Source organism: Pedobacter sp. UYP24 (assembly GCF_054057295.1).
On record NZ_JBSRZD010000010.1, the window covers coordinates 39,166 to 60,277 of the forward strand.

Below are 21,112 nucleotides of genomic sequence, written 5' to 3' on the forward strand. Positions count from 1 at the left end.
ATTATGGAACAGGACATTTACCTGAATAGAGATTTAAGTTGGTTAAGCTTTAATGATAGGGTGTTATCAGAGGCCGCAAAGGAAACTGTTCCTTTACTGGAAAGAATAAAATTCCTTTCTATTTATTCCTCTAATCTGGATGAATTTTATAGGGTGAGAATACCAGTTCTAATGGCGCTATCACAAAGAACAGTTAATGATTTTGTTGATCTATATCAGGCAGCTAAAGCGGAAATTAACAGGCAACAACAGAAATTTGGTAACATAGTTAAAGAAGGAATATTACCTGCTCTTGAAGAGCATAATATATTCTGGATTTATAATTCACCATTACCAGCTAAAATTGAAGATCAAATAAGGGAACTATTTTATAACCAAGTGCTCGCTCATATTTATTCAGTAGACGTAAATGATGACCTGAGTGTTTTTTTTGCCGAAAACAATAAACTTTATCAGGCTGTTGTTCTAATTGATGCCCATGGAAACGAGCGCATCAAATTGATTAATACCCCATCGGATGTTATTCCACGACTATACTCCATTAAATTTGAAGGATTAACTTATGTACTTTTTTTAGAAGATATCATTAAAAGTAATGTAGCTTATCTTTTCCCAAATGAGAAAATACTAGATGTATTCAACTTAAAGATTACAAGGGATGCAGCTCTTGATATAGATCCAAATTATAGGGGTGACCTTACCAATGCAATTGAAAAACAGCTGGAAAGGAGAGATTTTGGGTTTGCAACCAGATTTTTAGCACAGCCAGGTATTGCTCTTCGGATCCTTTATTATATGGTTTACCGGATGGGTCTTGAAAGGGCTTCTGTAGTTGAGGGAGGAAATTATCATAACCTTAAAGATCTGGCAGAGTTTCCATTAACCGGGACTGATTTAGTTTACCCAAAATGGAACCCAATTGCGGCTGTTACCATACCCGCTCATAAAAGCTTATTTGATAAAATAGAAGAAACCGATATTTTGATCAATGTGCCATACCAAAGTTACGATCCCGTTTTAAGATTTTTTAATGAAGCTGCAAATGACCATTCGGTTGGCGAGATTTTTACTACTTTATATAGAGTAGCAAGTAATTCTCGTATTGTAAGTGCTTTAATTACAGCTGTAAAAAACGGTAAAGTGGTTGTGGTAATTGTTGAACTCAAGGCCAGATTTGACGAGGCAAATAATATTAAATGGGCAAAGCAGATGAAAACTGCTGGTGTTAAGATAGTTTATAGCAGTCTCGACTTAAAGGTTCATGCTAAGGTAGTATTGGTAAAAAGACTCTCGGGTATTGAAAATAGGCATTTAGGCTTGTTCGCGACAGGTAATTTGAATGAAAATACGGCAAGATTTTATACAGACCATATTTTGCTAACAGCTAATCAGTCGATGCTCATGGAACTTGAAAAATTATTTTCTTTTCTTACAAAGCCAAAAAAAGGATTAAACAGCGAAATTATTTTTAAAGATTTATTAGTTGCACAGTTTAATTTACACAATAGGTTTTTAATCCTCATTCAACGGGAGATTGATCATGCTAAAGCTGGCCTGACTGCTGCGATCACCATTAAGCTGAATAATTTGGAAGAGCCAATCCTTATTAATAAACTTTATGAGGCATCTTCAGCGGGAGTCAAGATAATACTTATTATTAGAGGTATTTGCTGTTTAGTTCCAAGTGGCAACATTATCGTTAAAAGGATTGTAGATAGGTATTTGGAACATGGGCGGATCTTTATATTTCATAACAATAATGATCCTGAATATTTTATGGGTTCTGCTGACTGGATGAGCAGGAATATTTACAGTAGAATAGAAGTTTGTTTTCCATTGTATTCAAGGCACGTTAAAGAAACCATTCAACATATAATAGATTTGCAGTTAATGGAAAATGAACAACAGGCTGTTTACCAGTATCTAGAACAATTAAGCAACTCATGAAGAAAAAATTTATTGGTGCTAAAGTGATATGCTTATTCTTATTGTGCTTTATAAGTTCGTGTAAGAACGATAATAAATACAGTAGTCCAATTGGTTATGATTTTACCAAAGCAGAAAAATTTAACATGCCTTCAAGTCTGCTTGAGATATCTGGTATCGCTTTTAAAAATGGAAAAAGCGATACGGTATACAGCATACAAGATGAAGATGGAAAGTTATTTAGGCAACAGTGGCAAGTTAAGAAGCAACAAAATTTAAAGTTTGCATCAAAGGGCGATTTCGAAGATCTGGCTATCATTAAAGACATGGTTATCGCATTTAAAAGTAATGGGAGTTTTTACACATTTCCTTTGAATGAAATGGGCAAGAAAGAAACCAAAAATGTAAAGGAAGCAAAAAAGCTAGTTCCTAAAGGAGAGTATGAAGGTATTTATGCTGATCAAAAAAATAGTGAGATCTATGTTTTATGTAAAAGTTGTCCGATAGATAAGAAGAAAAAGCAAGTTACGGGATACATTTTGAAGTTTAATGTGGATCAGATTGCATTTGCATTAGCAGATAGTTTTAAGGTAGATCTTAAGAAAATACCTGTGTTAAATCCAAAGTTAAAATCAAATCTCAATCCATCCGCACTTGCCAAAAATATATTAACTAATGAATGGTATATTTTATCTACAATGAATAAGTTATTAGTAGTTACAGATTCTTCATGGAATATTAAGGAATTACACAAATTAAATTCGTCCGTATTTAATCAACCAGAAGGGCTTGCCTTTGACCGGCAGAATAACTTATTTATCTCAAACGAAGGTGATGAATTGACAGATGGAAACGTACTTAAATTCAAATATCTAAAGTCAAAATAAAATAATTTCTTCCGTGACTAATAGGAAATGCATTCTTGAATCCTAGTTTACCTATTGTATAGTTATTATATTATTACCTAACATTTACTTATAATGCGGAAACAGATGGTAAATTTGAACACGTATTTTAAATCCAATGCAGACTATAACGCTAAATATTAATAATAGTGCTAATTTTGAACCAGTAAAAAGACTGATTGGTGCTGATATTAAACTCTCTTTAAATCCATTTATACTGTATATTACCAAAAGAGCTGAGACTGAAAAAACAACCAAGGTTAATTTTTACAGATATATTATACAACAGTTTAGTAACTTTCCCGAGCTAAAAGATCCGATATCCTTAGAAAATTCAAACAAATATACTGAGCTTTATGAGCTAATCTACACGGCACTTTCACCAATCATAAATGATGAAAATCACCAGTTTTGGGCGCTCGGCACCCCACTTTCCGGTTGTTTTCATTATGGAACAGATGCATTTTATAATGTATTGATGGATCATAGCAATTGCAGTTTAAGAAATGATCTCAGCTTACCCTCTAAAAGGGAAATGGAGAAAAATATGCTTGGCGCATTTTATAATATTGTATTGGAACGATTCTACAATATATCAATGTCCGGTAACCATGTAATAGTAAATTCTATAATTGATCACCATACGCAGTTATTAAAATATTATCGGTTAAACGTTGATACTAGATTTCTAGACATAAAGGCTAATGTAGAGTTGCCAAATTATCAGCTAAGCGATGTTAAAGATTATATTAAAGACGAACGGAATACATTAAAGATACTATCCAAACTTATCCCACCTGAAATTTTCACTATCGAGGGTATTTCTATTATAACCCTTACTGATGTTACCAGTGAATATGCATTGGAAAGCATCAAAAATCTTGTTATCGAACACAGTGATACTCAAAGAGGACAATATCCTAAAGATATATCAATTGCTTTGAAGACGCTATTAGGTTCAGACCAATTAGAATTTGGCTTAGTGCCTTACTTAAAGTTGAATGGGAAACTTCAGGTTAATGAATTTTCTGGGTTTACAAGTATTCTAATTAAGCTTGCGAAGGATCAGAGCATTGAAAATGACAATCATGAGGGTCTAATCGAAGAATACCTGGCAAATCCAAGAACCCTTATTTTTCCTGAGATTTCTGATGAGGAGTCTGAAAATTACCCCATGTTAAAGCTTTTAGGGCAAATTGATGTAAAGGCTTACGCCTTATTTCCTTTGTACTATAATGGAAAGTTAGTGGGCTGCCTTGAATTATACACTAAAGATGTGACTCAGTTTAATGGAGGCACTTTGACTAAAATAGAGGCGGCATTTCCTCTGCTTGCACAGCTTTGTCAGAATATCATTATTGATTTTAGTAATGATATTCAAGATGTCATTACAGATAAGTTTACTGCATTGCAACCGTCAATACAGTGGCGTTTTAATGAGGCTGCGTATAACTATATGCAGTCCGGTGCAAGGGAACGCAACCTTCCAATAGAGTCCGTGTTCTTTAAGGCGGTATATCCTTTTTATGGTGCTGTTGATATCAGGAATTCTAGCATACAACGTAATTCAGCAATAAGAAGGGATCTCTATACACACTTTGAAATATTGGAAAGTACAATATCGTCGATTAAAAGTACAATATCGCTAGGTAAGGAAGATGAAATCCCACATGAAAAGTCCATTTGGAATAATAAGTCCTTGGATGAGCTTTCTGATAGAGAGATACTGAAAACAGAAGATTATCTTCAGAGACAAATTCCTGAATCATTAGCGCATCTTAAGACTATCCACCCTAAACTTAATTATATTATTGATGAATACTTTAAGCTAACAGGTACATATGGCAAGGTTTTTATCAATAGGGAGCGTTATGAAAAAAGCATGCAAATGATCAACGTTGCAGTAACTAGGCATCTTGATGATTTTAATGTAGAATTGCAAACCATTTTTCCTTGCTATTTTGAGAAGTTCAGGACTGATGGTGTTGAGTTTGATATTTACCTGGGTCAGTCAATATCGCCTAAGCGGCCTTTTTACGAGGAGCTACTGACAACTTTTAGGCTTAAACAGCTGCGTGTATTAGCTGAAATAGCACAAACAACTAACAATCTTGGTCCATACTTTTCCTTGCCTTTAGAAACAACTCAACTTATATTTGTTTATGATAAGCCGATTGATGTAAGTTTTAGAATTGATGAACAACGATTTGATGTAGAGGGCAGTTATAATATTCGATATCAAATGGTTAAAAAACGTATCGACAAGGCCCATATTAAAGGATCAGATGAGCGCTTAACACAGCCAGGAAAAATTGCAATCGTTTATTTTAACAGCTCCAAGGCGAGGGAGTATCTTGGCTATATTAAAATACTTCAAAAGCAGGGTCTTTTAAATAATGATTTGGAATATCTGGAAATAGAAGAATTACAAGGTGTAGAGGGTTTAAAGGCTTTAAGGATAGGAGTGAGTTTAAAACGGGCAATATCATTTTTATGATTGGAATAAGAAAGTTTTTATTATCCATCCTTTTGTTAATTGGTAATGGCGTTGTTTTTGCGCAGAATTCTAGTCAAGTTAACGACTCCATAACAATTGCTATTGCACCTGAATATAATGATGTAAGCGCATTTCATCGCTTTTTTCTTGGAGAAAGTTATCGGAAACTTTGGGCAACACCTGTTAAAATACGTGTAATTGATCTACAAACAGAAAAAGGTGGTTTAAAAGTTGTAAAACTCGGCGGCGGTATGCAAACTAGATCTTTACGCTTTTTGGATAATTCAGGAAAGGAGTGGGTTTTAAGGACCATTCAGAAATATCCTGAACAGGGTTTGCCCGAAAGTCTAAAACCTACAATTGCTAAATACATTGTGCAGGATCAGGTATCAACAAATCATCCTTTTGCAGCTCTGATAGTGCCAAAATTGGCAGAAGCACTTGGATTGTCTTACGCTACTCCAGAAATGGTGTACGTAAAAGATGATCCCGCACTTGGAGAATACAGAAAGAAATTTGCAAATGCGGCTTATTTATTAGAGCCTCGTTCTCCCTTTGAAGAGGACACAGAAAATACGATCAAGGTTCAGCGAAAGATCCAGAAGGATAATGATACCCGTGCCGATCAGAAGCTGATGTTACGTGCCAGACTTCTGGATTTTGTTCTTGGTGATTGGGACAGGCATGAAGACAACTGGCGCTGGTTAGAGAAAAAAGATAATGGTGAGACAAATTACATACCTGTTCCGCGTGATAGGGACAAGGTTTTCTACAAAACCTCAGGCATTTTTCCTTGGGTATTAAATCACCAATGGCTAAAGTCACACCTACAGCCATATAGTAATAATATCAGAGATGTAGATCACTGGAACTTTAATGAGAGATATCTCGATCGTTACTTTTTAAATGAACTGGATGAAAGCGATTGGAAAGAAACCGTAAGGTATGTGCAGTCCCAGTTAACCACACCTGTTATAAATAATGCATTCAGGCAAATGCCAGATACAATTTATAAGCTAAGCGGGGCAGAACTTGTCACGAATTTTATCTCTAGAAGAGAAAAATTGGATAGCCTGGCAATGCATTATTATCGGTTCCTTTCGATAAATGTTGATGTTCCTGCATCTGATAAAAATGAATTTTTTGATATCACCAACAATAAGGATGGTTCTGTTTCAATAAAAATTAACAACATAAACAAAGAGGGAAAGATTGGACGATCTATATTTAAAAGAACTTTTGAGCCCGGTATTACTAAAGAAATAAGATTATTTGGAATAGGAGGGGACGATGTGTTTGAAGTAAAAGGTAATGCAGCATCGCCGATTAAGATAAGGACCATTGGAAGCACTGGTATAGATAAATTTGCGGTTTCTCGTGATGTAGTTAATAAACCCTATATCTATGTTAGATCTGACAAAGAAAATACGTTTCCGGACCGATCTGTTGCCAGGTTACGGTTAGATAAGGATACGAGTGTAAATGCATTTAATAAAAATAATTTCTTATACGATCGATTTGGTCCGCTGGTTAGCTTTAATTATAGCATTGATCAAGGTTTACAATTTGGACTAGGTTATGTGATAGAAAAGCAAGGCTTCAGGAAGACACCTTTTGCATCCAAGAATGATTTTTGGGTTAACTACTCAACTGGGAGACAGTCTTTTATTATTGATTATTTGGGTGATTTCAAGAAAGTAGCTGGAAAAAATGATTTGCTAATTCATGTCAATCTTCTTGGGCCGAATAATTTGAGTAATTTCTTTGGTATTGGAAACGACTCTAAATACATTGATGCCGATGATACATTTGGGAAAGACTTGCGTAAGGACGGTATTTCTTACTACAGAAACAGATACGATTATTTGAATGCTGATATTAGACTCAGTAGAAAATTAACAAATAGTCTCAAAGTAGAGGCTGGGTTTATTGGTTCATTTTACACCAGCGGGTCTTCTGGTAATGAAAAACGCTTTTTTTATGACTACAATGCTGAGTATCCCAGTCAGGATATCTTTTCATCAAAGTACTACGGTGGTTTGGTAGCCGGATGGTCTTATGACACCCGTGATAATGCGGCCATACCTACTAAAGGTATATATTGGAAAACGACCCTCTTAGCACAAAAGAGGCTGGATAAAAATGGAGTCGGTTATGGATCTGCTACCTCAGAATTTAGGTTTTTCTTAAATCCAGGCAAATCTGGTCTGGTTATCGCAAATAGGATTGGAGTAGGGTCTGTTACAGGAAAGCCTGCTTTTTTCCAAATGATGCAAATTGGCGGCATTAATAGCATGAGGGGATTTAATAGTAAACGTTTTACAGGAACAACCATGTTGTATCATAACTTGGACCTTAGACTTAAACTATTTAATTTTACTTCCTATTTGGTACCCGGTACAGTTGGTTTAATTGGATTCAATGATATTGGTCGTGTTTGGGTTAAAAATGATAAATCAAGTACTTGGCATGAGGGTTATGGAGGAGGAGTATATGTAATTCCTGGTGAATTTATACTGATACAAGCTGCACTTGGCTTTTCAAAAGAAGCAACCATGCCTTACATTTCTATAGGCTTCAGCTTCTAGTTAGTCAGCTTCATTATCTATCAAAAGCTTAATTTCAAAGTCTGAGACAGTAATGAGACGATCTTTGTACAAACCACCTATTACTTTCTTAAATGCATTTTTACTGATTTTGAAACGCTCATAGATATCTTCTGGTGAACTTTTATCGCCTAATGCAATCACCCCTCCAGCTTCCCTCAATTCTGCCAATAAATCATCTTTTGTATCTAATATGTGCCCGTAACCCATCGGCTGCAGACTTAAATCTATTTTACCTTCAACGCGTATTTTTTTGATCCAGCCTTTTCTTAGTTCGCCAGGATTGAGTATATCGAATAACTCATTGGTATATAACAGTCCAATATATTTGTTGTCTACAATGGCGTTATAGCCAAGGTCAGACCTATCTGCAATAAGTAAGCTAACCTCATCACCCTCTTCAAGATCAATTTCCTCCGATTCCACAAAATTAAGCAACTTTGAAGATGCAACCATACGGTCATTTGTTTCATCTAAAAACAAGAAAACAACATGGCTTTCTCCCTTAAACATCGGTCTTTTTTGTTCTCTAGATGGCACAAAGATATCTTTTTCCAAACCAAGGCCCATAAAAGCCCCATCTTCATTGTCATCAACTACATTTAGATAGGCAAAATCTCCAACACATGCCAGGGGTCTTTTGGTTGTAGCTGTAACTCTTCCATCTTTTTGAACATAGACAAAAACATTAATATTATCGCCTATTTCTACATTCTTAGGAACTTGGTTATAAGGCAACAGTACTTCACTGTTGCCTTCAGTTAGAATGAGTCCGATATCAGTTTTACTGATTATTCTTAAGTCGTTGTATTGACCAATTGCTACCATTGCTATTTATTTAGAGGACAAGAATTAACCCCTTTAATGAAATGCAAAGTTACTTCTTTTTCTTCATCCTATCATTGTACAACTCTCTAAAATGTGAATTGTCAATTTTCACATTACTCAACTCACCAGGTGCAAGTCCAAAAAAGCGTTCTAGTTTTATTCCTATGGTATATGGGATCTCTTCTTTAGAGTCCAATAATATATTAGAATAATTGTTTAAAGTGTTGTTGCATTTTCCTATAATTTTAGGCAGTATGCTCCTTGCAAACCGGTATTCATTGTATGTCAACTTGTTTAAACTTTCTTCCAGTTTGTACTTTTTTTCCTCAACTTGAACGTAATTTTCTTCTGTCATTTTGCAATAGTTTTTAATATTTAGTAATTAACTAGTGCAAGTCTCTACATAATGGAAATTATAGCGGTAAAAAAAAGTAAAATATTTTTAAGAAATTCAAATATTAAGCATTTTATAATAACGTTGCTTACTTTTGCACCAATGATTTCAAAGGTAAAGCACAGGTTCTTTCTTAATTTATTTTTTTTTATGTCTGGTTTCAGTTTTTCAACATGGGCATCCAGAATACCTACTATTAAAGAACATTTTGATTTCAATGAAGCAGAATTGGGTTCAATCCTTTTGGCTATGCCATTGGGTTCGTTGTTGGGTTTGCCCATTTCAGGTTGGCTGGTATCAAAATATAACAGCCGTGTTCCACTATCAATAGGATATGGTTTAAATGCTTTATCACTAGCAGGCATTGCTTATGCCAATACCACTATTACATTACTTATTGCCATAAGTATATTTGCTTTCACTACAAGAATCTTTAATATCTCCGTAAATACGCAGGCATTGACACTTCAAAAACAGTTTGATAAAAAAATTATTGGATCGTTTCATGGATTTTGGAGCCTTGGTGGAATTGCAGGAATCTTATTGTCCACATTTTTATTAATGAGCCATGTTTCCTTGAACTATCATTTTTTGGTAGTTGCATTAATTATGCTTTTGGTAACCGTATATTCCTACCACTATCTTTTAAAAGGTGATCGTTCTAGTACTGGCAATAAACTGATTTTAAGTAAGCCAGACCCCTATATTTTACATCTGGGTTTAGTTGTTTTCTTATGTGCAATTTGCGAAGGGGGAATGTTTGACTGGAGTGGAATATATTTTCAGGAGGTTATTAAGGTAGATGTTTTTACCTATGGATACTTAATCTTCATGACATTCATGGCAATTTCCAGATTTTTATCAGATATTATAATCGCGAAATTTGGTATGCACGTTACCTACATAGCAAGTGGCTTGTGCATTTCTGCGGGGATATTGATAGCCATTATATTTCCGTATTTCTGGACCGCAATGGCGGGCTTCTCCCTCGTGGGTTTCGGTACTGCATCAATAATCCCAATGTCTTATGCGCTGGCTGGTGCATCAAAAAAATATTCGCCTGGAATGGCTATATCAATAATCGCCACCTATTCTATAACAGGTATGTTGCTTGGGCCACCAATAATTGGCTATATAGCCCATGCATTTAACCTGAAAATATCTTTTGTTATTTTTGCTATATGTGGCTTGGCATTAATACCAATAACCAATTCATTTTTTAAGCGCTTGTAATTTCTTCTACAGGTGCACCGTTAGATTTAGCGATTTCCTCGTCTCTAAAATCCTTAAATTCTTGTGTGGCACTATCTACTTTGTGTTTCACAGTTTCAACAACACGATCTTTTAAGTTTGTAAGACTATCTTTTCCGTAGGTGATTTTATCTTTTAAAGAATGGATGCTGTCTTTAGCATTGTCTGCCAAATCAAGCGCAGTATCTGATATTTTCTCCCGTGTTTTTTTTCCGCTTTCCGGTGCAAATAGAACTCCTAAAACTGCACCTACTGCTAGACCTGCCAATAGTGCAACTATTGCACCTGATTTATCACTAGATCTATTTGTTAAATCTGATATACTTCCTGATATTAATTTCTTGTAATTCATGGTTATGTTATTTTATATGTTTCACAACACATTCCGTACCAATGTGTTTAAAATAATAATATTTGTTAAAGAGTTTTAAGGTTTGCAATCGTAAAACAGCTAGACTAACGTGTTGTGCGATTAAACGAAAAAGAAGAAAATGAATAAATAAGTTGTAAATCATACTGAAATTTCAAATCTTCTATTAAAAAGTAAGAAAAAGGTTTTCTTCGATATGAAATACATAAAAATCGGTGTTTAATGGGTGTGTTCTCGGTGTTTGATGGGTGTTGGCTCGGTGTATTCACCCAGAACATACCCCTAGAAGGCCGAAAACACCCAGAAATAACGCGAGGTTATATCTGACTCATATAAAACAAAATCAATTTGTAGCAATTTAGAAAATTACCACCATAGTTTTTTTACCAAATAAAGACGGAAATAGCCTCATTTATAGTTATTTTTGCTTCGTGTATTTTGTACACTAACTATAGAATTTATGAAGAAAAGTTTGCTCACCTTAACACTAGGTGGCCTCGGTATCGGGATTACAGAATTTGTAATGATGGGCCTCCTTCCAGATATTGCTAAAGATCTTTCTATAAGCATACCACAGGCCGGGCACTTAATTTCTGCTTATGCGATAGGGGTAGTAATTGGAGCACCTTTATTAGTGGTTATTGCGGGTAGTTATCCGCCAAAGAAAATCTTAATGGTGCTGATGCTCATGTTTACGGTATTTAATGCACTATCGGCATTTGCTCCAGGCTATAACACTTTGTTTGCTGCCAGGTTGCTTGCGGGTTTACCTCATGGTGCCTTCTTTGGTGTTGGCTCTGTTGTGGCCAGCAGAATTGCAGAAAAAGGAAAAGAAGCGCAGTCTGTATCCCTTATGTTTGCTGGGTTAACTATAGCAAACATCGTTGGTGTACCATTGGGAACTTATATAGGTCATAATTATTCCTGGCGATACACTTTCGTTATTATTGTTATAGTAGGCCTAATTACAATGTTGAGTATTAAAACTTGGATGCCAAATTTACCAGCTACTAAAAATAGAAATCTGGCGCAAGAGTTTAATTTTTTTAAACAGCCAGAGTCCTGGTTAATCATACTAATGATTGCTGTGGGTACAGGAGGTTTATTTTCCTGGTATTCTTATATAGCTCCATTACTAACAGAGGTTTCTGGTTTCTCTGCTAACTCCATAACCTATATATTGATTATAGCGGGTTTTGGAATGATGGTTGGGAATTTTATAGGTGGTCGCCTGGCAGATAAGGTTTCCCCTGCAAAGGCTACTGTAGTATTACTGTTAACCATGTCAATAACCTTATTTATTGTCCACTACGTATCAGTAAATCAAACCATGTCACTCATCATGACTTTCGTTACTGGTGCTGTTGCTTTTGCTGCGGCATCCCCAATTCAAATGCTGATGATTAATACCGCTAAAGGTTCTGAAATGCTAGCAGCTTCTGTAAGCCAGGCTAGTTTTAATATAGGTAATGCTTTAGGTGCATTTCTAGGTGGATTGCCTTTGGCAGCTGGATATGATTATACTTCTCCTGTATGGGTAGGTTCTTTAATGGCATTGGTAGGGGCTTCATTTGCCTGGTTGCTGATCGCCAGAACCAAAAGAGCCATTGTTCATATCTCTCCTGCAGTATAATTTGCAAAAGTGTCTTCACAGTTGTTTTATATTCCGCTTAGATCGCGATTATATGACATTATAGGAAAAAGATAAGAATAGCAAATGGAAATGGTCCTTCAACAGTCTTTTGAACGACCTGAGACGGTGTTTTTAAAAGTTCAAAATATAAAAAACCTAAAGGATTCCCAATACAATACATTAAAAGTACCTTATTTTTTTAATAACGGAAAGAATTTAGGTAAGTCCTTTTCAGCGCTAGAAAAATAGATTAACTTTTTATTTTTCCCATATAAATAAAGAGAAGGGTATTGTTTGGGGTGAAACAAAGGTATAAATACCATGTCTTTGTCCCTCAATACGGTAACATTTTTCATAGCAGGTAAACCTTTCGCATAGTTTTTCATAAAATAGTTGATAGATTCAACCTCGTCCAGACTTATCATATATAAATTGATGCCAGAAAGTTCCTTGCTTCTTTTAGACAATACAGCGCCAACGCGCTGACAATGCTCACAGGTTGCATCATAAAACATCAACAGCGATTTCTTGTCGGTTGGCAAAGAGTTTGTTGAGAAACTTTTGCCATCCAGTTTATAAAACACTGCATTTGGGACAATTGATCCTGGTAAAGGATCTTGTGCAAACAAGAATAAACCTAATAACGATAAAGATATTGTTAGCAATATTTGTTTCATAGGGTTGAGTTAAAGCAATAGTATGTTATTACAAATGTATGTAAACAGAGATCAGGTAACAACACTGATATTAAAAACACTACTATATTATGATATAACTTTTTAGATTTGTTTACACGATAAAAATGAAACGATACAAATACATCCTGATTGCCGCATTGATTTTTACCCTATATCAATGTCAAAGCTATAAGAAAACGGCATCTATTAATACCGTTGCGCCTAAGGAAATTGATTTTAGCCGCTCGCCGGTTATCCCGGCAGATCAATCTGTTAGTAAAATGAAGCTCGAGCAAGGTTTTGACATTAAGCTAATAGCTTCAGAGCCACTGGTAAATACGCCAGTTGCCATGTCTTTTGATACAAAAGGCCGTATGTGGGTAGTGGAAATGATAGGTTACATGCCTGATACTTTAGGCCGTGGTGAGGAAATACCAAATGGAAAAATAGTGATCCTAAGTGATCAGAATAACGACGGGATATTCGACGATCGTAAAGTGTTTTTAGATTCATTGGTATTACCAAGGGGGATTTGTTTAATAGATGGTGGTATTTTGGTAGCAGAGTCTCCAAACCTTTGGTACTATGATATTGAAAATGAAAAACCTGTCCGTAAAACACTTGTTGATCCAAAATATGCCATAGATGGAAATGTGGAGCACCAGCCAAATGGACTTTTACGGGGACTGGATAACTGGATATACAATGCCAAATCCAGCAAGCGATACCGCAGAATAGGTGGAAAATGGATACTAGAAAATACGCATTTTAGAGGCCAATGGGGCATTAGTCAGGATAATTATGGTAGACTTTATTACAATGGTAATTCTTCAAATGTAGAGGGAGATTTTTTTAGCCCTGGTTTCGGTTTTACCAATGTCAACCAAAAAGGGGTAAGTGGTTATAATGAACGGCCAGTACCAAATAATCGTGTTTATCCTGCCAGACCAACACCAGGTGTTAATAGGGGTTATATGCCGGGTACACTAGATGATAGTTTAAGGTTAGTTAATTTTACGGCAGCATGTAGTCCACTAGTTTATCGTGGCGATCTATTTGGTGACGCCTATAATTTTAATGCATTTGTTGCAGAACCATCTGCCAACCTGATCAAAAGAAACATCCTTAACGAAGATGGCTGGAAGGTAAAGGGTAAACAAGCCTATGCTGGAAAAGAATTTTTAACCAGTGTAGATGAGCGCTTCAGACCTGTAGCACTTTATAATGGCCCGGATGGCGCAATGTATGTGTTAGATATGTATCGCGGTATAATTCAGCACAAAACTTACGAAACACCGTATTTAATAAATGAAATTAAAAAGAGAGATTTATCAGCACCAATAACCTGCGGCAGGATTTACAAGATTTTTCCAAAAGGTAAAAGCAGAGTAAGTACTAGAATAGCAGAATCTGGACAAGAATTGGTTATACAATTAGGTCATGCAAATGGATTTATCCGGGATATGGCGCAACAGTCTATAATAGACCGAAATCTCACAGCTGCAGTACCTTATTTGCATCAGTCGTTAATGGAAGATACCAATCCGTTAAAGATAATCCATGCCATGTGGACATTGGAGGGACTAAATGCTTTAACTACCAATGAAGTCATAGCTTTTTTACATCAGAAGGATTGGCATGTTAAAACACAGGCGCTAACTGTTTTCCCTTCGATGATCAACAACAGCTCCTATCGTAGTTTGGGAAAAGCTTTATTGGATGTTTTTAATGAAGGTGATGAACGTTTAATGCCTTATGTAGCTTACTGTACATATTACCTGAAGTCTTACGATCCTGAAGTATCGGAGAAGTTATTGGTTAATCTTGCAGAAAAATATAAGAACAACAACTATGTTGCTGACGCCGTGATTAGCAATCTTGCTTATCGGGAAGAGGCTTTTGAAACTCAAATAGCCAAAATATTACCTGATACAAACCTGCGTATCAATAAACAATTACAAAAGGTGATCAATAGCATTAGGGCTACTCAGAAAAACAGGGATCCTGAAGTGCTTGCTAAAATGTACCCTAAAGGTTTGGCTGTTTTCCAATCTACTTGTCAAACTTGCCATGGACCAGACGGTAATGGCATCAAATCTCTGGCACCACCATTAAATAAGTCGGAGTGGGTAAATGGCGATCGTGACAAGGTTATCTCTATAGTTCTGTATGGTTTAACTGGTCCGGTGAAAGTAAACGGTAAGGTTTATGAAGCACCAGAGATTTCAGGAGATATGCCAGCCATTTCGCATAATGAAGAAATTACTGATGAAGACATCGCACAACTACTAAGTTTTATAAGATCGTCCTGGCAAAATAATTCTTCCAAAATAGAAACAAAAGATGTTTCTGCTGTTAGGGCTAAATTAAAAGGAAGGCAAAAGGCATTTACTCAAACTGAATTGAACAGTATTAAATAGCTATTTTGTTTATAACCTAGAGTTTTTTGTTTACAAACATAGTAGGGATGTTAACAAGGTTAAAATTTTATGTTAATAAATAGGTCTGTGCATGTGCAAAAAATGTGTATAACTACGCTATTATTTATTTGATATTAGACGTAAGACGTTGTATATTAGTTCTATCAAATACGGAGTACATTGACAGTCTGAAAGTAATTCTAAAAAGAAAAAGAGTCTAAGGACACTAGTTCTGGAGTTTACTGGTCGATTTAGCAGAGCGCTTAAATCCTTCGGAAACGAAGATGGAGCAATCATTAAAAAAGAACCTTAGGGTTCGGAATAATAGTCTAGTCGGAGCAGACGTTACTAAAGGTGATTCACTCTAAGGAGAAAATCACACGGCGGTGATCATTAGCAGATGTGAAGTTCGAAAGAACTGAAAGCCTGTGGAAATGTCAAATTAACGAGGTATTAGAGAACTTTCATTAGCTACGGTTACGAAAGTTGAAAACGGAGATCCAAATCGAAAGAAGAGGGCTCCGTTTTCTTTTTATGCATATATTTTGTGTTGTCTTGCTGTCTAACACAAAACACACACAAATATGAAATTAAGCATCTTAACTGCGTTAGCCGTTATTTTATCCATTAACGGGTATTCACAAATGAAGGGCACTAATGCCTTAGGTCTCGGTATCAACTCGAGCAAATTTCAATCTACTGATGTAGGGTCGGCAACAGATCAAAAAAACATCAACCGCCAGTCAAATTTCAGTCTTAGTTATGGCTATTTCATCATGGACAAAGCAAAGATTGGTATTGACCTGTTGTACGGTAGTAGTAAAAACCAGTATGGCATTAGCATGCCTGACTATAAAGTCAAATCAAGGGGTATCAATTTAAATTATCAGCAATATATCCCGGTATTTAAAACACTTTATGCTTTCGCAGGTGGAAGAGCTGGGTATTCAAGTTCCAAAACGACTTACAATGACTACAATGAAGGTATTCCATCTTCTAACAACAATGAGTTTAATAACTATTCTATTGGAGCAAATGGTGGTCTGGCATGGTTTATTAATAAGCGCTGGGCGCTGGAAACAGAATTATTATCGGCAAATGCAAGTTATGGAGAATCTAAGAGAAAAGATAAATTACGCTACATCGATCAAACAAACTTTAATTTAGCCACTACAGGGTTTGTCAATAACCTTGCCTTCAAAATTTTCTTAACATTCTAGTTGAGTTGGTAAACAATAATTTTTTATGTTTCCCATTTAATAATAAAGGCATCAGTTTTGGTGCCTTTATTATTAAATAACTATTTTTAGCTAACATGAGTAAAGCGAAAAATTCCCCTTCTGCACAAAAAAAGATCTTTGTTTTGGATACTTCAGTTATTCTTTATGATCACAATGCCTTTACAAATTTTCAGGAACACGATGTGGCACTACCTATTCAGGTACTTGAGGAGCTTGACAACATGAAAAGTGGAAACGAAACCCGCAACGCAGAAGCAAGAAGCTTCATCAGACTCATCGATCGGATGTCTGTTGATAAAATCATTAATGATTGGATTCCGTTAGTAGGAAGTAAGAATGGCCGTTTTAAAGTCGTAATGGACAATAAAACGCAACATGCAGATGCGGCAGCCATATTTGGAACAAGTAAAATTGACCACAGGATATTAAATGCCGCACTAAGCCTTAAACAAGAATTTCCAGCAGCAAAGGTAGTACTGGTGTCGAAAGATATATGCCTGCGCCTAAAGGCGAAGGCGCTTGATCTTCATGCTGAAGATTATGAAACCGGAAAAGTTAAAAATGTAGATGAGTTATATACTGGTAAATTGACCATCAATAAAGTTCCAGAACAATACATTACTAATTTAAAAGAAAATAGAAGTGCAGAAACGGCTGTTCTAAATTTACCAGAAGAGGCAGCTAATCTTTTCTATATTTTAAAAAGCGGACGAAAATCTGCTCCTGTCTGGTTTGATTCAAAAACCAGACAACTTTACCCAGTTGAACGACAGCCTGTTTCCGGTATTTCGCCCCGTAATAATGAACAGGCATTTGCTGTGCATGCTTTGATGAATCCAGAAATTAAACTAGTAACTATCCAAGGTAAAGCTGGTACAGGAAAGACACTGCTGGCACTCGCCGCTGCGCTTGAGCAACGAAAAAACTACCGACAAATATTTGTAACACGGCCCATAGTGGCGTTGAGTAACAAAGACCTGGGTTATTTGCCAGGTGATGTGAAATCGAAGATTGATCCTTATATGGCACCCATTTGGGACAACCTTAAATTTATTAAAGATCAATATCAAAACGACCCTAAAGCACAGTTACGTATAGATGAATTTGTTAGTACTGAAAAGATTGTTATTACTCCGCTGGCCTACATCCGTGGCCGTACGCTTACCAAGATCTTTTTTATTGTTGATGAGGCGCAAAACCTTACTCCTCATGAAATAAAAACGATCATATCGAGAGCCGGTGAAGACACTAAGATTATTTTTGCCGGTGATATTTACCAAATTGACACCCCTTATCTGGATGCGGAAAGTAATGGGTTATCTTATCTTATCCAAAATGCCCGCAATCATCCGCTATATGCGCACATCACTTTAGATAAAGGAGAACGCAGCGAGCTTGCTAATCTGGCTAACGATCTTCTATAGCAATAGCCAGCAGTTTGCAAATCACATAAATATGTGATACAGGTCATGACGTGTTGATTTGACAGTTGCGAAATTTGAAACATAAAATCAATACGCATGAAAGCTAATACAAGCAGTTCCCTCGCAGAAAAATACCGTACGCCAGCACCCAGATATACTAGTTATCCAACTGTACCTTTTTGGGATAACGCCGATTTTTCTTTAGAAAAGTATCTCGATAAATTGCTTGTATCTTATCAGGAAAACGACCATGAAATTAGTTTATACCTGCACTTACCTTTTTGCGAAGATCTTTGTAGCTATTGTGGCTGTAATACACGGATCACAAAAAACCATAATGTAGAATTACCATACATTAATGCTATTTTGAAGGAATGGCAGTTGTATTTAGAAAAACTTTTAATTAAGCCTACTATAAGGGAGATACATCTTGGAGGTGGCACACCAACGTTTTTCAGTCCCGAAAACCTGGAGCTGCTTATACAAGGTATTCTATCGGATGCTACTATTCATCCGGATGCAGTATTTAGTTTTGAAGGACATCCTAAAAATACAACAGCTGGTCACCTACAAACTTTATATGCGCTTGGCTTTAACCGCATTAGCTTAGGTATACAAGATTTTGATTCTAAAGTTCAAGTCATTATTAATAGAATACAATCATATAAATCGGTAGAGGATACTACGCTGCTAGCCAGACAGATTGGCTATAATTCAATAAATTACGACTTGATTTATGGTTTGCCATTACAATCTGTTGAAGGTTTAACTAAAACCCTGGATGATGTTATTAAGCTTCGGCCAGACAGAATTGCCTTTTATAGTTATGCGCATGTACCTTGGATAAAGCCTGGTCAGCGTAAGTATAATGAAACACATCTGCCATCCGCGGTACTGAAAAGAACACTTTATGAAATCGGGAGAAGTAAACTACTGGATGCTGGTTATTCCGAAATAGGTATGGATCATTTTATTCTTTCTTCAGATGCCCTTTATATAGCAGCAAAAGAAGGTAAGTTACATAGAAATTTTATGGGCTATACGGAGCACAAAGGAAAAGTAATGATTGGTCTTGGCGTATCTTCGATCAGCGATTGCTGGAATGCCTTTGCTCAGAACGTTAAGACTGTGGAAGATTACCTTTCTTGTTTAGATGCAAATCAATTTCCAATTGTTAAAGGGCATATTTTAACGAGTACCGATCTTATTTTTCGTCAGCATATTCTGAATTTGATGTGTAAAGACGCTACAGATTGGAATGCTCAGGATGCCAAAGATGAAAAACTGATGATGTGTTTGGAAAGGGCTGCAGAATTGGAAAGAGATGGTCTGATTAAAATTTCTGATCATTCACTAAATGTAACAACAAATGGTAAAAGATTCCTCAGGAATATTTGCATGACGTTCGACCTAAGACTTTGGGAAGCCATTCCATCAACTCAGCTTTTTAGTTTAGCTGATTGAGCTTACTTATCATTACATGAGCAATATTATCTGCTCTTTTTATAGCATTATTGGCCACCATTCCCTTGAAATTCTTATCAACAGTTTCTTTCCAGATTTGCAGCCATCGATCAAAATGTTCTCCTTTTAAAGGGACGACTTTGTTAAGTTCGATATGTTTAATCATCGGGTTTCCATGATAACTATGTTCATTCAATAAAATCCCTTGCCAGAAGGAAACCATTATTGGAATATGTGTTTCTAAATTAAAATCAGCTTTAATAAAAATGGGGCCAATGAATTCATCATTTAGTGCGCTCCGATAGAAGTTTTCTACTAGTAACAGAATATCTGCTTTTTCTGTAATGTCTTTATTCATCTTTGTGTTATTTACATTCTGTAATTCCATTTTGAGGTTTTGGACTCAAATATGGTATATCAAGTCCCATTCCCCTGAATACAAACCAGAATCCTAAAAGCAGCATACCGAAAGGCAATACTTTGTTTAATTTCCTTCTAAATGGCACGCCTGTAAAACTAACAACAACAGTGGCTGCCAACATCAAAGGTACAGTTCCGGCTCCAAACCAAAACATATAATTTACGCTACTTTTTACACTTCCGGTATTTATAGCTCCTGCCAGTGCGAGGTACACAAATCCACAAGGAAGTAAGCCATTTAATGCACCAATAATCAAGTGGTTGGCCTTATGCTTAAAAGCGAAATCGAATAGTTTGTAAAAGGGGGCCATTAGTCTCGAACGGCGTTTTCCAAATAAGTTAACTTTTAGCAATCTTGTAGAGGCTACAAGTATGATCAACGCGCCTGTAAATATACTAATGCTTTGTTGAAGGCCTGTCTGCCAGATCTGTCTGCCCAGTAAGCCGGCAACAAGACCTAAAAGACAGTAGGAGATAATCCTTCCCGTTTGATAAATAAATTTGTTCCATACTAAAGCTAACCAGCCCGGTTGATTTACCGGAACTGCAAAAGCCAAAGGACCGCACATTCCTATACAGTGTAGTGACCCAAGTAAACCGATAAAAAAAGCCAGTTCGTTATTATTCATGGCAATGTGATCTCTTGTTCATTTAGGTAGGTAGTTCCAATCTCATTTTTCCACTGTAAAATCAGTCGCCACCTTCCTTTGGCCAATTCGCCAGTGTTTATTTTAAAAGTGTTACTAGAATCAGTTTTAAAATCAATGCTTCTATCCAACTTCTTGTTGGAAGTACGCATCAATTTTATTTTACCTGTTGATGGAAATTTGAACTTTATATCCATTTCCTCTTTTAAAACCGATACTTTCGGTAGTGCATTGTCTTTAATTACCTGTTCTTTAAATTGGTAATCGTGGTTGTATTCCAATCCTTTTTCATAATAGTTGTTTTCTACCAGGGCGTCATCATCACTACGTACCATTAGTACGCCCAAAACAACGATGAAGGTCATAAACAACCCCATTCCAATAATTACTTTAGTGCCCCAGTTCATAG

The 21,112-nt window shown here is 36.1% G+C and carries 17 protein-coding genes; 10 read left to right on the forward strand and 7 right to left on the reverse strand.

Going from position 1 to position 21,112, the window contains the following annotated elements:
• Positions 1–3: 3 nt before the first annotated feature.
• The 4 genes from ppk1 to ACVWYN_RS15585 all read left to right on the forward strand — a co-directional run bounded on the left by ppk1 (position 4) and on the right by ACVWYN_RS15585 (position 7,916).
• The gene (ppk1, locus tag ACVWYN_RS15570) at positions 4–1,947 is read left to right on the forward strand and encodes a polyphosphate kinase 1 (RefSeq protein WP_457289800.1); all 1,944 of its coding nucleotides are present in this window, start codon (positions 4–6) and stop codon (positions 1,945–1,947) included.
• On the forward strand, positions 1,944–2,813 hold the full coding sequence (locus tag ACVWYN_RS15575) for an SdiA-regulated domain-containing protein (RefSeq protein ID WP_457289801.1): 870 nt from the start codon (positions 1,944–1,946) through the stop codon (positions 2,811–2,813). The genes ppk1 and ACVWYN_RS15575 overlap by 4 nt, the downstream gene beginning before the upstream one ends.
• A 136-nt stretch (positions 2,814–2,949) precedes the next feature.
• Positions 2,950–5,328: a GAF domain-containing protein gene (locus tag ACVWYN_RS15580; RefSeq protein WP_457289802.1), complete on the forward strand. Its 2,379-nt coding sequence runs from the start codon at positions 2,950–2,952 to the stop codon at positions 5,326–5,328.
• Entirely contained in the window at positions 5,325–7,916 is a 2,592-nt protein-coding gene (locus ACVWYN_RS15585) for a BamA/TamA family outer membrane protein (protein WP_457289803.1), read from the forward strand. The genes ACVWYN_RS15580 and ACVWYN_RS15585 overlap by 4 nt, the downstream gene beginning before the upstream one ends.
• Here ACVWYN_RS15585 and ACVWYN_RS15590 read toward each other — a convergent pair whose 3' ends face one another.
• Positions 7,917–8,762, reverse strand: coding sequence for a CvfB family protein (locus tag ACVWYN_RS15590; protein ID WP_457289804.1), 846 nt, complete (start codon positions 8,760–8,762; stop codon positions 7,917–7,919). It lies immediately after the preceding gene.
• A gap of 49 nt (positions 8,763–8,811) precedes the next feature.
• Positions 8,812–9,117 carry a hypothetical protein gene (locus ACVWYN_RS15595; RefSeq protein ID WP_457289805.1) on the reverse strand — a complete coding sequence of 102 codons (306 nt, stop codon included), beginning with the start codon at positions 9,115–9,117 and terminating at the stop codon, positions 8,812–8,814.
• 189 nt (positions 9,118–9,306) lie between these two features.
• Here ACVWYN_RS15595 and ACVWYN_RS15600 point away from each other — a divergent pair, with 189 nt between their 5' ends.
• Positions 9,307–10,389 carry an MFS transporter gene (locus tag ACVWYN_RS15600; RefSeq protein ID WP_457289806.1) on the forward strand — a complete coding sequence of 361 codons (1,083 nt, stop codon included), beginning with the start codon at positions 9,307–9,309 and terminating at the stop codon, positions 10,387–10,389.
• On the opposite strand, the gene ACVWYN_RS15605 is transcribed toward ACVWYN_RS15600, so the two are convergent.
• Entirely contained in the window at positions 10,376–10,759 is a 384-nt protein-coding gene (locus tag ACVWYN_RS15605; protein WP_457289807.1) for a YtxH domain-containing protein, read from the reverse strand. The genes ACVWYN_RS15600 and ACVWYN_RS15605 overlap by 14 nt on opposite strands.
• A gap of 478 nt (positions 10,760–11,237) precedes the next feature.
• On the opposite strand from ACVWYN_RS15605, the gene ACVWYN_RS15610 reads away from it, so the two are divergent.
• A complete protein-coding gene (locus tag ACVWYN_RS15610; protein WP_457289808.1) occupies positions 11,238–12,410 on the forward strand; it encodes an MFS transporter in 1,173 nt (390 codons plus the stop codon).
• A 191-nt stretch (positions 12,411–12,601) separates the two neighbouring features.
• Here ACVWYN_RS15610 and ACVWYN_RS15615 read toward each other — a convergent pair whose 3' ends face one another.
• Positions 12,602–13,087 (reverse strand): peroxiredoxin family protein, encoded by a 486-nt coding sequence (locus ACVWYN_RS15615; protein WP_457289809.1) that lies wholly within the window; start codon positions 13,085–13,087, stop codon positions 12,602–12,604.
• Positions 13,088–13,212: 125 nt separating this feature from the next.
• Here ACVWYN_RS15615 and ACVWYN_RS15620 point away from each other — a divergent pair, with 125 nt between their 5' ends.
• The 4 genes from ACVWYN_RS15620 to hemN all read left to right on the forward strand — a co-directional run bounded on the left by ACVWYN_RS15620 (position 13,213) and on the right by hemN (position 19,636).
• Positions 13,213–15,507 (forward strand): DUF7133 domain-containing protein, encoded by a 2,295-nt coding sequence (locus ACVWYN_RS15620; RefSeq protein ID WP_457289810.1) that lies wholly within the window; start codon positions 13,213–13,215, stop codon positions 15,505–15,507.
• Between the two features lie 584 nt (positions 15,508–16,091).
• A complete protein-coding gene (locus ACVWYN_RS15625; RefSeq protein ID WP_457289811.1) occupies positions 16,092–16,727 on the forward strand; it encodes an outer membrane beta-barrel protein in 636 nt (211 codons plus the stop codon).
• Positions 16,728–16,822: 95 nt separating this feature from the next.
• Entirely contained in the window at positions 16,823–18,172 is a 1,350-nt protein-coding gene (locus ACVWYN_RS15630) for a PhoH family protein (protein WP_457289812.1), read from the forward strand.
• Between the two features lie 96 nt (positions 18,173–18,268).
• Entirely contained in the window at positions 18,269–19,636 is a 1,368-nt protein-coding gene (hemN, locus tag ACVWYN_RS15635; RefSeq protein WP_457289813.1) for an oxygen-independent coproporphyrinogen III oxidase, read from the forward strand.
• On the opposite strand, the gene ACVWYN_RS15640 is transcribed toward hemN, so the two are convergent.
• The 3 genes from ACVWYN_RS15640 to ACVWYN_RS15650 are packed head-to-tail and all read right to left on the reverse strand — an operon-like array spanning position 19,620 to position 21,110.
• A complete protein-coding gene (locus tag ACVWYN_RS15640) occupies positions 19,620–20,024 on the reverse strand; it encodes a group III truncated hemoglobin (protein ID WP_457289814.1) in 405 nt (134 codons plus the stop codon). The two genes, hemN and ACVWYN_RS15640, sit on opposite strands and share 17 nt — an antisense overlap.
• Positions 20,002–20,685 carry a sulfite exporter TauE/SafE family protein gene (locus ACVWYN_RS15645; protein ID WP_457289815.1) on the reverse strand — a complete coding sequence of 228 codons (684 nt, stop codon included), beginning with the start codon at positions 20,683–20,685 and terminating at the stop codon, positions 20,002–20,004. The genes ACVWYN_RS15640 and ACVWYN_RS15645 overlap by 23 nt, the downstream gene beginning before the upstream one ends.
• Complete coding sequence (locus tag ACVWYN_RS15650; RefSeq protein ID WP_457289816.1) at positions 20,682–21,110, reverse strand: FixH family protein; 429 nt, start codon at positions 21,108–21,110, stop codon at positions 20,682–20,684. The genes ACVWYN_RS15645 and ACVWYN_RS15650 overlap by 4 nt, the downstream gene beginning before the upstream one ends.
• Between the last annotated feature and the right edge of the window lie 2 nt (positions 21,111–21,112).